The sequence below is a fragment of the Balneola vulgaris DSM 17893 genome (genome assembly GCF_000375465.1).
GTDB classification, from domain to species: domain Bacteria; phylum Bacteroidota; class Rhodothermia; order Balneolales; family Balneolaceae; genus Balneola; species Balneola vulgaris.
In genome coordinates this window covers 1,412,492-1,425,264 of record NZ_AQXH01000001.1, presented here as the reverse complement: position 1 = coordinate 1,425,264, position 12,773 = coordinate 1,412,492, and the positions used below count along the sequence as shown (strand labels likewise).

Here is a 12,773-nt window from a genome sequence, read left to right as displayed (position 1 = left end):
ATCAAAGTATACTAATGGGAAAGTGATTGGAGACTAGTAAACGCTAGTCCTTTTTTAGTTGGCCTTCTAAAAATTCGATATTGGTATCGATCGGCACTTGATCAACGATCTCAAGGCCAAAGCTCTTAATCCCAATTCGTTTTACGGGATTGTTAGATAGGATTCTGAGTTTGCTCACACCGAGGTTCTTCAGAATTTGAGCTCCGATTCCATAATCACGTGAATCACTTTTCTTAGGATTGTTATCCTCTTCTTCCACGTGACTTCCAAAAGACTCTTGCATCGCTTTTAGCGTGCGTAATTGATTCACTAGCACTGAGCCGCGTTGGTTACGGTTCATATACAGAACGATGCCCTTGCCTTCACGCTCTACCTGCAACATGGCCTGATGAAGTAATTCACTAGTGTCATTTAATCGACTGCCGAAGATATCGCCAATCAAGTCGGAAGAGTGAACTCTGGTTAGTACCGGTTCATCTATAGTCCATGAACCTTTTGTGAGCGCTAAATGGATGTCGCCTGTAAGGGTTTCTTTAAAAGCTCGAAGGGTAAAATCGCCATACATCGTTGGCATGTTGATGTCCATCACTTCATGAACTAACGACTCTGTTGCATTACGATAAGCAATAAGGTCTTTAATGGTGATGAGCTTCATGTTGTACTCTTTAGCCATCTCAATAAGATCAGGCACACGAGCCATTTCGCCATCATCCTTCATAATCTCACAGATGATGCCTACAGGCTTAAGCCCCGCAAGCTTAGCAAGATCGATAGCCGCTTCGGTATGGCCTGCACGGCGCAATACACCGCCTTGAACGGCAAGTAGAGGGAATACGTGGCCTGGGCGACGGAAGTCGCCTGGCTTGGCCTCATCGTTGGTCATTTCACGAATGGTATTAGCGCGGTCGGCCGCAGATATACCTGTTGTTGTTAATCGCTTATGATCAATCGAGATAGTAAAGTTGGCTTCATCAGGGTCAGCCCCATCTGTTACCATATGAGTGAGCTTGAGCTTGTCGGCGTGCTCTTTTGTTACGGGAGCACAAACTAAGCCTCTTCCATGTTTAACCATAAAGTTGATAGCCTCGGTGGTTACCAACTCAGCGGCCATTAGAAAATCGCCTTCATTTTCACGGTCTTCATCATCAACAACAATCACCATTTTGCCATTTTTTATGTCTTCAATGGCTTCCGGGATTGTGTTAAAAGAAAAGGCTTCACTCATCTTGAATAGCTCTTATTTTTCTTTCTTAGCTGGTTTATTTGGATTTACATCCGTAATGGCCGTCTTAAGAAATCTGATTTTTACATTGTTACCTACTTCAACAAGTACAGAATCATCTTCAATTGTATTCAGAATACCTATGATTCCAGAAGAAGTAACAACTTTGTCACCCTTTTTCATTTCAGAAACTTTCTGCTGAATTTCTTTTTGTCTTTTGCTTTGTGGGCGGATGATAAAGAAGTAGAAAACCACAAAGATTGCACCCATAAAAATAAGGCTAGTAAAACCGCTATCGGATCCGCCTTCTGCTGGAGGTGCCATGAATAAGAATGTCAATAAATTCATTTATTTAGATATCTATAGTTAATTGAAGCTCGAAAGATACGGCATTATTCATTGAAAGGCAGAATCTTAATGTTTGAAAAACTCTTGCAATGCTAAGTGATAGCTTTGAGCGAAAAGGCTAAAACCCTCTTTTAGAGGTTATAAAGCGGGGTAATGCCGGGTTGAAGGTGTTATTCTTCGTTATTTGTTGTCTTGATAAGGTTTTTCAAACTATAAGACTTCACACCATTTTCGGATTCTGTGCGAAGATCACCTTCCAAATATTTTATAAGCCATCCCGCTTTAACGGTGGCTTTCAGGGTGTACCATTTATAGAAGAGAATGCCAATAAGTGCAGCCGCAAATACATCGATAGTGTAGTGCCACTCAACGGTGATTAGCCCTAACATTCCCAATATTGCTAATGCCCAAATACCAATTCGTACCCCTGAGTTTTTGATTGCTGCGGTGAGTAACAAGCTTAACACCAGCAGCATGGCGGTATGCCCTGAAATAATACTGTCGCAACAAGTCATGCCAGGGATGCCAATCTCATACCATTCATATGGAATTCCAATAGCCCCAAAGGTAAGGGCAATGCTTCGTCCCAGAACTTCAGAAGAATCAATATAACGGTCGTAGCAGAGAGCAGTAGGACTTGGTAGAGTGGTAACCCAAATAAAGATTGCTCTAATTACCGACATGGTTGAATGCAGAATGAGAAATCTTCTAAAAAGTAGCTGACGTTGTGGGTGGAAGAATAGAACGACTATAAATGTTATAGTCAGGATTAAAATAATGGATGCATGATCGATACTCTGAAATGCCGAAAAAGGCCAAATTCCATGAGCTGCCCAATCATGAACGATATCATACAGTGGTTCACCCTTTATACAAGCCTCTCTAGTTTCGCCATTAGCAAGGAGGTAGGAATGCCCAAATATAATTAAGACATGAATGCCTAATAGTAAGAGTGTGCGCTTAATTGTAGACTTCAACAACCCAAATTAGATTAACTGTAGATATTCATAAACTTCAGAATATACTAATCTGATTATAGATTAAGCTAGAATTAATAAAATGTTTTATTCGAACGCGCATACTCTAGTAATAAGTCGGAAGGTTTAAATCGTGGCCCAAACTCTTCTTGGTATTGCGTTAATAGCTCAACAGCCTTTTGAATACCAAAAGTATCTAAGTAGCGAAATGGGCCACCAGTAAATGGAGGGAAACCAAGTCCAAGAATAGCACCTAAGTCACCGTCTTTAGCAGATAGCAAGATATTTTCTTGCAGGCAATAGGTTGCTTCATTTACCATGCATAATATCATTCTCATTTGAGCGGTTTGAGTATCCGGTTCTGTTCGATTTGAACCACCGAAAAAAGAATAGATTTCGGTATTAACCTGTTTCTTTTTCCCCTCTTCATAGAGGTATAAGCCTTTTTTATTCTTCCTTCCTAAGTAACCCGCTTCTTTTAATTCGGCCGCTTTGGTAGACGATTTAGCACCTCTGGCGTTAAACATGGGCGACATGGTCTCCCCAACATGAGCCCCTACATCTATACCTACTTCATCGAGAAGAGCCATCGGTCCAACTGGATAGCCGAAGTCTTTCATAATCTTATCAAGGAATGGGATAGACGCACCTTCCTCGAGTAGTAAAAGCGCCTCATTCATATATGGGGCAAGGATGCGGGTGGTATAAAACCCAGGGCCATCATTTACAACGATAACGGTTTTGCCTTGCTTAACACCAACGTCATAAGCAGTAGCTGTAACCCAGTCTGCAGTATGTTCCGTTTTTATGATTTCCAGTAAGGGCATTTTTTGAACAGGTGAAAAGTAATGCATTCCTATAACGAGCTCGGGGTTTTGAGCACCTTTTGCAATGTCGGATATTGGCAATGACGAGGTGTTACTTGCAAAGATAGTGTCGGGGTGGGTATGTGCCTCAACCTCTTTGCTGATGGTATGCTTTAGGTTTAGGTCTTCAAAAACCGCTTCGATAACTAAATCTGTTTTATGAAATCCTTCATAACTATCTGTACTTACCATTCGGCTCATCGTCTGATCACGATCGCTTGTAGTGATGATTCTCTTCTTTACTTTTTTCTGAAGATCATCATAAATCGTTTGCTCCCCTTTGGCAGCCGCTTCTAAATCACGGTCTTTTAAAATTACCTGAAAGTTCCCTTTGTTAATACTCACATCAGCAATGCCGGATCCCATAAGGCCTGCACCTAATACCCCAATGTTGTTAACAGGGCGAACTAATTCCTTCTGTGGATTATTTTTTGCGCCTGTCATTGCGAAAAAGAGCTCCACTAAAGCTCTAGATTCCGTGGTGGCTCCTAATTCACCGAATAATTTAGATTCGTTTTGAAGACCTTTTTCTACACCATGTTTAAAGCCATACTCAACGGCTTCAATAATTTTAAGTGGGGCAGGGTAATTGCCTCTTGTTTGTGCTAGGGTCTTTTTTCGAGCTTGAGAAAAAATGATAGATCGACCAATAGGGTTTCCTTCCAACACTTTTTCAGTGAATGAAAGCTTTGGCTTTCTAGTGAACTTTCCTGCTTTAATGTTCTCAACAGCTTTAATGCCTACATCAACTAAAATATCTTTGTGAACCAGCTCATCTACTAAACCAATTTTATGTGCGGAACGGGCAAATATATTTTTACCGGTAAGCATATAGCTAAGCGATTTTTGAATCCCTACAAGTCGAGGGAAGCGTTGGGTGCCACCAGTACCAGGAAGTAGTCCTAGTTTAACTTCAGGAAGTGATAACACCGTTTTCGAATGGTTGCTCGCAATTCTGTAATGGCAGGCAAGAGAGAGTTCCACACCGCCACCCATACAACTTCCATGTATGCCCACCACTATAGGCTTAGGAAAAGATTCTATTCTATTTAAGATGGTATGACCGTCTCTGCTGAGTTGCTCTATTTCTTCGGCAGTTTCTCGTGCTTTGAACATTTCAATATCAGCACCCGCAATGAAGTTGTGATCTTTGCCACTTACTAATACCGCCCCATGTATATCCTCCGATGACTCTATGTGGTCGAGGAGGCCTGCGAACTCTTCCATGAGTTCTTCATTCAAAGTGTTTACACTAGATGAAGGAGCATCTAAGGTTATAACGGCAACGTTTTTGATATTCGAAATAGATAAAATACTCATGATGGATACCTCTCTAGGATAATAGCATGACCTTGTCCACCAGCTGCACATGCTGTTACTAAGGCAAATTGATGATCTTCTTTGATAAGCCTATTCGCTGCTGACGTAACGAGTCGGGCGCCCGTAGCCCCAAATGGGTGACCTAGCGATAATGAGCCACCTCGAGTATTAATTTTTTCCATAGGGATTAAGCCAATTTTGTCTTCGCGGCCGAGTTTATTTTTTGCGAATTCAGTAGAATCGAGTGCGGCTAGTACGGCTAATACTTGCCCTGCAAATGCTTCATGGATTTCAAATACACCAATGTCATTCAATGTGAGATTCATGTCATCCAACACTTTTGGAGTAGCATAAGCAGGACCTAAAAGGAGCTCATCTTTGGGGTCTTGGGAAACAAAAGCATAACTGCGTAGATAGGCTTTAGGTTTCAAGCCTAATCGCAATGCTTCTTGTTCTTCCATAATCAATGTGGCTGAAGCCCCATCTGTTAAGAAGCTAGCATTACCTGCCGTAATGGTACCATGCGGCTTTATAAAAGCGGGTCTAAGCTTAGAAAGCCTTTCAAGGGTAGTGTCGGCTCTGAAGCCATTATCCTGTTCAACGATGTTAAATTTGGGAGGTACTTTAACTGGGAATAATTCTTCATCAAGGAGTCCCTGCTCGGTAGCTTTAGCGGCCATCAAATGGGAACGCATTGCATATTCATCTTGGTCATGCCGACTAATGTTAAAATGAGCAGCCATTCTATCAGCACTTTTACCCATGGTTTCACCTGTGCTAAATTCGGCGATAGCTGGTAACTCTGGTAAAAAATCTTTGATTCCGAGCCCTTTAAAAAACTTCAAGAAGTCTAAAGGTGATTTATATTTCCTAGCAGCTAATACTTTCTGGCGGAACTTCTTTTTGAACCGAACGGGAATATCCGACATAGTTTCGGTTCCCCCTGCAATTATCATTTTAGCCTGACCTGTTTTAATAAGATCAATTCCACTAGCGATAGCTTGGTTAGAAGAGATACAGGCAAGTGAAACAGTAAAAGCGGGAACAGAGTTAGGAATGCCAGCTCCAAGAGCACTTTCGCGAGCTATGTTACTGGTTTTCACTTCTTGGATTACGTTACCCATTATAACCCGATCAATCTGATCTAGAGGGATGTCATTTCGGGCTAGCAAACCTTGTATGGCATACCGGCCTAAGTCGTAAGCCATTAAATTATTATACTCGGTACCAGATTTTAAGAAGGGAGTTCTTATACCATCAACAATAACAGGGGTGTAGGAAGTGGTGCTCATAGGTATTCGGGATTTAATTGATGCTATAAGTTAACAGTGTTAACCAATAAATCAACAAATTAGAAAAATTTTCTTTGTCGGGATTTGAAATGTTCATATATTTGTCGCCCTTCAAGGGGGCGATTAGCTCAGTTGGTTTAGAGCACCTCGTTTACACCGAGGGGGTCGGGGGTTCGAGTCCCTCATCGCCCACATTACAAAAGCTATCCATTCGGATGGCTTTTTTTGTATGATAAAGGTAGTTTTATCAAAAATCTTGAACACTACCGTTTAATAGAGTTGGTTTCATATAGTAACCCTGAGCTTTTGCGTCGATTTGAACAAATACATTTCTAATCTCATCTACTAATCTTTCTTTTCTTCAAATCTATTGACAGTTTCTAATATGCTTTTGGTATTAGCTATTTCAACAAGGCACCATCGATTACCTAAGTCTCTGAACATTGTTTTTATTGATAGAGTAGTATCATATTCTGAGTCATAAAATTCAAAACCTACATAAGCTATTTTCCCATCATTTTCGATGTAAGATGGTTGACCAAATTCTAAATTGAATATGCCTTCATAATTCAAGTTTAGACCTTCGGTTATTTGAGTATCGTCTTCATGCGAACCTGTACCCCCGTTTTCAACATACCTAATAATTCTTTCTTTTATGAAATCTGTCATTCTTGGTTTCATTAATTGTGCCAGTCCAGTGCCAAATTCTTTAGCGATATTATTTTCTTCTCCAATAGATTCATATGATACTTCCAAAACATCATCAATGAACCTTGATATTAAAGTTTCAATATCAACGTATTCTTTGAAAGTGGTTACATCGCGATGTTCAATTGAACTCTTTATTTGACTAAGTGCGTAACTCAGTGTAGTTGTCCAGTACCAATAACTTGACAGCGAAATTAGTAGAAGAGTAATAACTACTATCGAAACCTTTTTCATTATTAAACCATTGTTTTTTAGTATTGTAATCAAATAACTTAAATCATTACAGAATTATCAATTAAATATCAGATTATGATCTTAGATTTTTTTTGTATCCGCCAGTCTCGATTGAGGTGCAACACATTTGATCTAAGTTTGCACAGTTAAATTATTTAACGCCCCACTAATTGCTCAGCCCAACTATCATTTATTAGATACATAATTGGAATGATACCCCCTTTATTATTGTAGGAATTGTTCGATTAATACGTGTATGATTTCTCAGAAAAATTATTTTTATTATTATCTTATATAATCTGATATATAAATTATTCTAAATAATCTTCTTGTTATGGATATAAAATTCGTTAAGCGCTCTACTATAAAATCTACCAAAAAAAGAACCTCAAAGTTTAAGCCTCTACTAGAAGCTATTGATAAATTGAAGCCTGGTGGGCAAGCAATTGAAGTTTCATATACGAGCGAAAAAAATATTAACTCGATGCGAACGGCTGTATATCAGTATTGTAAAAACAAAGATTTTAGTATTAAAAGTAGAAGAGACGCCGCTAATAAGAAGATTTTCTTTTTCAGAGATAAATAGAAAATTCAATTTTTGATTTAATATTCATTTTATACATTCTTTGATCATTAATAATTATCAAAGAGGTATGAGCTTAGAAAAAGCATCAAGTATACAGAATGATAAAAGATTCAGTAGAGAGCATCTGTTATCATTATATAATCAAGTAAGAGCATTTAGTCATCATTTAGTTGACCCCTTAGAAATTGAGGATTTCGTAATACAGCCCATGGAAAGTGCGAGTCCCACTAAGTGGCACTTGGCTCATACCAGTTGGTTTTTCGAGACCTTTGTTTTGGAGAAATTTGATGACTCTTTTCAAAGTTTACATCCACAGTACGCTTATTTTTTCAACTCATACTATCTACAAACAGGAGTGCCATTCACACGAGCCAAGCGTGGCTTGCTATCGCGCCCAACGGTAAAAGAAGTATTTACTTATAGGGAATATGTAGATGATCAAGTTCGAAATTTTATTGAGCAATGCGATGATTCAGTCTGGGAAAAAGCGTCGGAAGTTGTTGAAATTGGAATTAATCATGAGCAGCAGCATCAAGAGCTGATCTTAACCGACTTAAAATATCTATTAGCTCAGAATCCGTTATTGCCTACCTATAAAAAGACGGTTAACGTGGATGGAAGTACACCCTCCGATATAAACTGGATTTCATTTTCTAAAGGTATAGTTGAAATTGGGAATGAAGGAAATGAATTTACTTATGACAATGAGCATCCTAAGCACTCCACATTTGTTCAAGATTTCGAATTAGCCGACCGCTTAGTAACTGTTGGGGAATACCTTCAGTTTATGGAAGATGATGGGTATAAGCGGTCCGAGCTTTGGTTAGACGAAGGGTGGAGCGCGGTTCAGGCAGAAAGCTGGGAAGCCCCATTGTATTGGTTTATAAAGGAAGGGGTTTGGCACATGTTTACCTTATCAGGTGTGCAGCCTATCAACAAAAATGAGCCGGTTACCCATGTAAGCTATTATGAGGCAGATGCCTTTGCTCGATGGAAAGGCGTGCGTTTACCTACTGAACAAGAGTGGGAGCATGCTTGCGGAGCGCAACCTATAGAAGGGAATTTTGTGGATAATGATCTTATGCATCCCGTTGCAGCTTCGAATAAAGAGGGCTTAAAACAAATGTATGGAGATGCGTGGGAGTGGACCATGAGTAGCTACGCTCCCTATCCAGGATATAAACCTTTACCGGGTGCTCTTGGTGAATACAATGGGAAATTTATGGCCAACCAATATGTATTGAGAGGTGGTTCTTGTGCTACTTCGAAATCTCATATCCGAAAAACATACCGGAATTTTTTCCATGCTGATGCACGTTGGCAGTTCAGTGGAATCCGCCTAGCCAAATAACTTTTAAATATTGAACTGTTGACAAATAAGAATACCATGTTGAAAGAAGTCATTGCTGGTTTGACTTCTACTCCTAAAACACTACCAAGTAAATATTTTTACGATCAACGAGGGTCGGAGCTTTTTGATGATATTACTGAGCTAGAAGAATACTATCCCACTCGTACAGAGCGAGCTATACTTAAAAAATATGTGGATGAAATTGAATCACAACTTGGGCAAAATATTCTGTTGATAGAACCCGGAAGTGGAAGCAGTGAAAAAACTAAAATCCTATTAAAACGCATGAGTAACATAGGCTGCTATATGCCTATGGATATATCAGGAGATTATTTACTGAAAGTAGCTGAACAACTACAACAGGAGTTCCCCCACATTGAGATAAAACCTTTATCTATCGACTATACTCAGCCATTCAAGCTTCCAGATGATAGTCCGAATGCACGCCGTGTGGTGTTTTACCCTGGCTCAACCATTGGCAACTTCAAAAGAGATAAAGTAGACCAGTTTTTAAAGGTTATTTATCATCTTGTGAAAGACGGTGGCGCTTTTTTAATAGGTGTTGATTTGAAGAAAGATATATCGGTGTTAGAAGCAGCCTATAACGATAAAAAAGGGGTAACAGCGGCTTTTAATAAAAATATACTCTCGCATATAAACTCTGTGATTCACAGCAATTTTGATGCAACCCTTTTTGAACATAAATCCATTTGGAACGAGGATAAAGGTCGTATAGAAATGCATCTTTTTGCAAAAGAAAGCCATGAAGTACAAGTAAATGGAACCACGATCAGTTTTGAAGAAGGGGAGTCGGTTCACACTGAAAATTCACACAAATATACGCTAGAAGGCTTTGCCCAACTTGTAAGTAAATGGTTTGAGGTGAAGAAAGTTTGGACCGATGAAAACCAATATTTTAGTCTTCAGTATTTGGTGCCCAAATAGAAATTTCTGTAAAAAATTTACTTATTTAAGTTTGTACTGATTTACAACAAAACCAGAAGATTTACTGGCCACTAGAGCGTTTAATATATTATTTGTAGCATCATAATTGAGGTCAGTAATGCCTAATATGTCGCCATCAGTCGGGATTTCAATACGTTTAACAAATGATAGACTGTCATCTTTGATCTTGAATCTTCGAATAACTAAAGCATCATTTTTTTCGGCGTCGGTAAAAAAGAACACATGATTGTCAGTAATGCTTAACATTCCAGCAAAACTAATGAGGGGCTTTTTATTGCTAACAATTTCCTCTCGTGTTAGAGATACATCGGAATCACTAAAGGATTTTTGAAAGGTCTCAAATTCTGTAAGGTCAATAGATTTTATCAGCGAATAATCATTCAAGTCATAAATCTGATAAATAGGTAGGAATGCAAAAAGGACATGGAGTTTATTGTCAATGACTTCATAATAATTGCGATATACAAAAGCTGTGGCTTCATCTTCAATCACTGGAAATTCTCCAAATTGATGAATTACATTACCTTCAAAGTCGAGCACATGGAAGAGTTTTTCTTTTGATAAGTCGGTAGTAAATGCTTTAGTCTTTATTCCTGTAATTAATTTATTCCCATTTAAAAACAAAGTTGGTCCTCTGAAGTAATAGTCAACGGGATAGGTGGATATGAACTCTCCTTCATCAGAATGAAAGTTTAGTGTATAATTTGAAACGTCATAGGTTAATATAGTATCGTTTCTAGTGTCTATAAAAAAACCACCAGAAAACTCACCGGGTCCTCTTCCTTTTCTTCCATATGAACGCAAATAATTACCTGATGAATCATAAATTTTAATATTGGCGTTAGCCGCATCAGGTATAATAATTTCACCCTTTAAGTTTTGTTCAATACTTCGTGCTCTTCCAATCAGGCTCTCATAACTTCCTTCACCACCAAATTGATTGATAAAAGATAGCTGTTCACTTTCAAATGTTTGAGGTTTTGAACATGAAAATAAACAGAGTGCTAAAACAAGAATGATTGAATACAGGGATTTCACAAAGGTAATAGTTAGGCTCAAAAAGTTGATTTATAATAAATATTGATGAATTTAAAACCAATTCGTCAATCAATATTAGCCTATAGCTAGCGGTAAGAAGTATATCACTGTGTATTTACACCCGCCCAATCTAAATAGAGCTTTCTAACTTCAGCGATGTGATCTTCTAAGTTATCAGGCGACCACGATACTGTAGCAATAGGAGGATGAATGGTGGCTATAATCTCTCCCTTTTTCGACATAAGAGAAGCTCCTTTGCTTAGTTCATCATTACCATCGAAGTAGATAGGTACAATAGGGTAGCCTAAGTCCATAGCCATTCTAAAAGCTCCTTTTTTGAATGGGCCTATGCGTCCCTCATGCTTTCGTGAACCTTCTGGAGCAATAATCACACTGAGGTTGTTATTCTTAAGTCGATCATAGGTTTTTTTGAGGGTAGCAACAGCGTGTTCACGATTGCTTCGTTTAATGAACACTTGTCCAGTAAGCCGGCCAATGATGAAGAAGAAAGGGATGTACTGTAATTCCCATTTAACAATAATTCTAAAACGCTCGAGAGCGAGGGATAGAAAAGCGGGAATGTCTAAAGTTGAACTGTGATTAAAAATATACACTGCCGGACCTAAATCCTTCGGACGGAGATCAACTTTTGTGAATTTTATACCGAGTATGAATAAAACAGGTCGGCCAAGGTAAGCGGGAAAAGTGCGAACAATCCAATCGGTAGCTTTCCCAAAGCTTAGAAGAGTAAGGATGATGATAAGAACCGCAGCAATTGCTAATAAAAGCATGAATACAAACATACCAATGAAGCTGCGAATATATTCTGTAGGGCTAAGCTGGGTACTCATGGTATGTGTTATCGAAATGCGTCTTCAATATGATTAAAGGCAGGAGCTTTTCCTTTTTCATTTAAGATACCGATTACGTCGAATCGCATAGGAGAGCCTTCCATTTTCCGTTCATACATCCAGGCTTCAGCCGCTTTAAAAACATGCTCTACTTTCACTTCGCTCACGAATTCTTCTGGCTTACCGAATTTATCGCTGGATCTCATTTTGACCTCAATAAAAACGATGGCGGTATCATCATAAGCTACAATATCGACCTCCGATTTTTCGAAGAAATAGTTTCTTTCTAGGATTCTCCAACCCTTAGATTCTAAATATGCGCATGCGAGTTCTTCACCTTCATTGCCAATGTCGGTGGTGGTTTTCTTAGTCATTCTTTTTTGATCCAATCAGTGATTCTTTTACTTCAACAAGCTTAATGAGCTGTTTTAGGAATCCTAAGTTCTTTTTATTGATATAGGGCAGTAGTGCATCCGTAAAGCGTTCAAACATCTCCAAAAACTCATTGTAATTTTCAATGCGTTCTTTAAACTCACGGCTTTCCTCATCTTCTAAACCGCCAGCCTCAAGTGTTTTGATGCAATCCTGTAATTCTGCTCGAATGGGGGCGATTTCCCTTTGTTGCCGCTCACGAATTATCGTAGATACAATATTCCAAACGTCAGTTTCGGCGCTATAATAATCTTTTCTATCTCCGAGTTTTTGCTCCTTATGAATCAGCTCCCACTCGAGTAAACGATGCAAATTCATATTAGCATTACCTCGACTTATACCCAGCTTTTCCATGATGGAATCCGTATCAAGGGCCTGAGATTCCGCATAAAGAAGGGCATGGATTTGCGCCATCGTTTTATTGATTCCCCATGCCGATGCCATATCTCCCCAGAGCTTAACAAACTTATCTAAGGCTTCAGTGTATGCTTCGTTTCTTTCCATGAGTTTAATAAACGGTTATATCGCTATTCAAGCAAAATAATGAGCGTTGAATATACGATGCTAAGAAGTTAAGGAGGA

Annotated in this window: 13 protein-coding genes and 1 tRNA gene; 4 read left to right on the top strand and 10 right to left on the bottom strand. The window is 39.0% G+C overall.

What is annotated here, in order from left to right; genetic code table 11:
- Nucleotides 1-43 precede the first annotated feature (43 nt).
- The 5 genes from ribB to B155_RS0106095 form a co-directional block, all read right to left on the bottom strand.
- A complete protein-coding gene (ribB, locus tag B155_RS0106115; protein ID WP_018127368.1) occupies nt 44-1,225 on the bottom strand; it encodes a 3,4-dihydroxy-2-butanone-4-phosphate synthase in 1,182 nt (393 codons plus the stop codon).
- Between the two features lie 12 nt (nt 1,226-1,237).
- Nucleotides 1,238-1,570, bottom strand: coding sequence for a preprotein translocase subunit YajC (yajC, locus tag B155_RS0106110; protein ID WP_018127367.1), 333 nt, complete (start codon nt 1,568-1,570; stop codon nt 1,238-1,240).
- Nucleotides 1,571-1,740: 170 nt separating this feature from the next.
- Nucleotides 1,741-2,547, bottom strand: coding sequence for a phosphatase PAP2-related protein (locus tag B155_RS13870; protein ID WP_018127366.1), 807 nt, complete (start codon nt 2,545-2,547; stop codon nt 1,741-1,743).
- Nucleotides 2,548-2,621: 74 nt separating this feature from the next.
- A complete protein-coding gene (fadJ, locus tag B155_RS0106100; RefSeq protein WP_018127365.1) occupies nt 2,622-4,733 on the bottom strand; it encodes a fatty acid oxidation complex subunit alpha FadJ in 2,112 nt (703 codons plus the stop codon).
- Complete coding sequence (locus tag B155_RS0106095; protein WP_018127364.1) at nt 4,730-6,025, bottom strand: acetyl-CoA C-acyltransferase; 1,296 nt, start codon at nt 6,023-6,025, stop codon at nt 4,730-4,732. The genes fadJ and B155_RS0106095 overlap by 4 nt, the downstream gene beginning before the upstream one ends.
- Before the next feature lie 117 nt (nt 6,026-6,142).
- Here B155_RS0106095 and B155_RS0106090 point away from each other — a divergent pair.
- Nucleotides 6,143-6,217, top strand: a tRNA-Val gene (locus B155_RS0106090).
- Between the two features lie 153 nt (nt 6,218-6,370).
- On the opposite strand, the gene B155_RS0106085 is transcribed toward B155_RS0106090, so the two are convergent.
- A complete protein-coding gene (locus B155_RS0106085; RefSeq protein ID WP_157464742.1) occupies nt 6,371-7,000 on the bottom strand; it encodes a hypothetical protein in 630 nt (209 codons plus the stop codon).
- 301 nt (nt 7,001-7,301) lie between these two features.
- On the opposite strand from B155_RS0106085, the gene B155_RS0106080 reads away from it, so the two are divergent.
- The 3 genes from B155_RS0106080 to egtD all read left to right on the top strand — a co-directional run bounded on the left by B155_RS0106080 (nt 7,302) and on the right by egtD (nt 9,849).
- The gene (locus tag B155_RS0106080) at nt 7,302-7,553 is read left to right on the top strand and encodes a hypothetical protein (protein WP_018127362.1); all 252 of its coding nucleotides are present in this window, start codon (nt 7,302-7,304) and stop codon (nt 7,551-7,553) included.
- A 67-nt stretch (nt 7,554-7,620) separates the two neighbouring features.
- Entirely contained in the window at nt 7,621-8,904 is a 1,284-nt protein-coding gene (gene egtB, locus B155_RS0106075) for an ergothioneine biosynthesis protein EgtB (RefSeq protein ID WP_018127361.1), read from the top strand.
- 36 nt (nt 8,905-8,940) lie between these two features.
- Nucleotides 8,941-9,849 carry an L-histidine N(alpha)-methyltransferase gene (egtD, locus tag B155_RS0106070; protein ID WP_018127360.1) on the top strand — a complete coding sequence of 303 codons (909 nt, stop codon included), beginning with the start codon at nt 8,941-8,943 and terminating at the stop codon, nt 9,847-9,849.
- Nucleotides 9,850-9,870: 21 nt separating this feature from the next.
- Here the strand turns inward: egtD and B155_RS0106065 are convergent, their stop codons facing one another.
- The 4 genes from B155_RS0106065 to B155_RS13040 form a co-directional block, all read right to left on the bottom strand.
- Nucleotides 9,871-10,929, bottom strand: coding sequence for a 6-bladed beta-propeller (locus B155_RS0106065; RefSeq protein WP_018127359.1), 1,059 nt, complete (start codon nt 10,927-10,929; stop codon nt 9,871-9,873).
- A gap of 83 nt (nt 10,930-11,012) precedes the next feature.
- Entirely contained in the window at nt 11,013-11,759 is a 747-nt protein-coding gene (locus B155_RS0106060; RefSeq protein ID WP_018127358.1) for a lysophospholipid acyltransferase family protein, read from the bottom strand.
- An 8-nt stretch (nt 11,760-11,767) separates the two neighbouring features.
- Nucleotides 11,768-12,133 (bottom strand): YraN family protein, encoded by a 366-nt coding sequence (locus tag B155_RS0106055; protein ID WP_018127357.1) that lies wholly within the window; start codon nt 12,131-12,133, stop codon nt 11,768-11,770.
- Nucleotides 12,126-12,695: a GbsR/MarR family transcriptional regulator gene (locus B155_RS13040; RefSeq protein ID WP_018127356.1), complete on the bottom strand. Its 570-nt coding sequence runs from the start codon at nt 12,693-12,695 to the stop codon at nt 12,126-12,128. Before B155_RS13040 ends, B155_RS0106055 begins: the two co-directional genes overlap by 8 nt.
- Nucleotides 12,696-12,773: the final 78 nt, after the last annotated feature.

Excerpts from the sequence above, each read along its gene's own strand:
- egtB (WP_018127361.1), top strand. The coding sequence starts at position 7,621 with ATGAGCTTAGAAAAAGCATCAAGTATACAGAATGATAAAAGATTCAGT.
- B155_RS0106055 (WP_018127357.1), bottom strand. The coding sequence starts at position 12,133 with ATGACTAAGAAAACCACCACCGACATTGGCAATGAAGGTGAAGAACTC.
- ribB (WP_018127368.1), bottom strand. The coding sequence starts at position 1,225 with ATGAGTGAAGCCTTTTCTTTTAACACAATCCCGGAAGCCATTGAAGAC.
- B155_RS13040 (WP_018127356.1), bottom strand. The coding sequence starts at position 12,695 with ATGGAAAGAAACGAAGCATACACTGAAGCCTTAGATAAGTTTGTTAAG.
- B155_RS0106060 (WP_018127358.1), bottom strand. The coding sequence starts at position 11,759 with ATGAGTACCCAGCTTAGCCCTACAGAATATATTCGCAGCTTCATTGGT.
- B155_RS0106080 (WP_018127362.1), top strand. The coding sequence starts at position 7,302 with ATGGATATAAAATTCGTTAAGCGCTCTACTATAAAATCTACCAAAAAA.
- fadJ (WP_018127365.1), bottom strand. The coding sequence starts at position 4,733 with ATGAGTATTTTATCTATTTCGAATATCAAAAACGTTGCCGTTATAACC.
- yajC (WP_018127367.1), bottom strand. The coding sequence starts at position 1,570 with ATGAATTTATTGACATTCTTATTCATGGCACCTCCAGCAGAAGGCGGA.
- B155_RS0106095 (WP_018127364.1), bottom strand. The coding sequence starts at position 6,025 with ATGAGCACCACTTCCTACACCCCTGTTATTGTTGATGGTATAAGAACT.
- egtD (WP_018127360.1), top strand. The coding sequence starts at position 8,941 with ATGTTGAAAGAAGTCATTGCTGGTTTGACTTCTACTCCTAAAACACTA.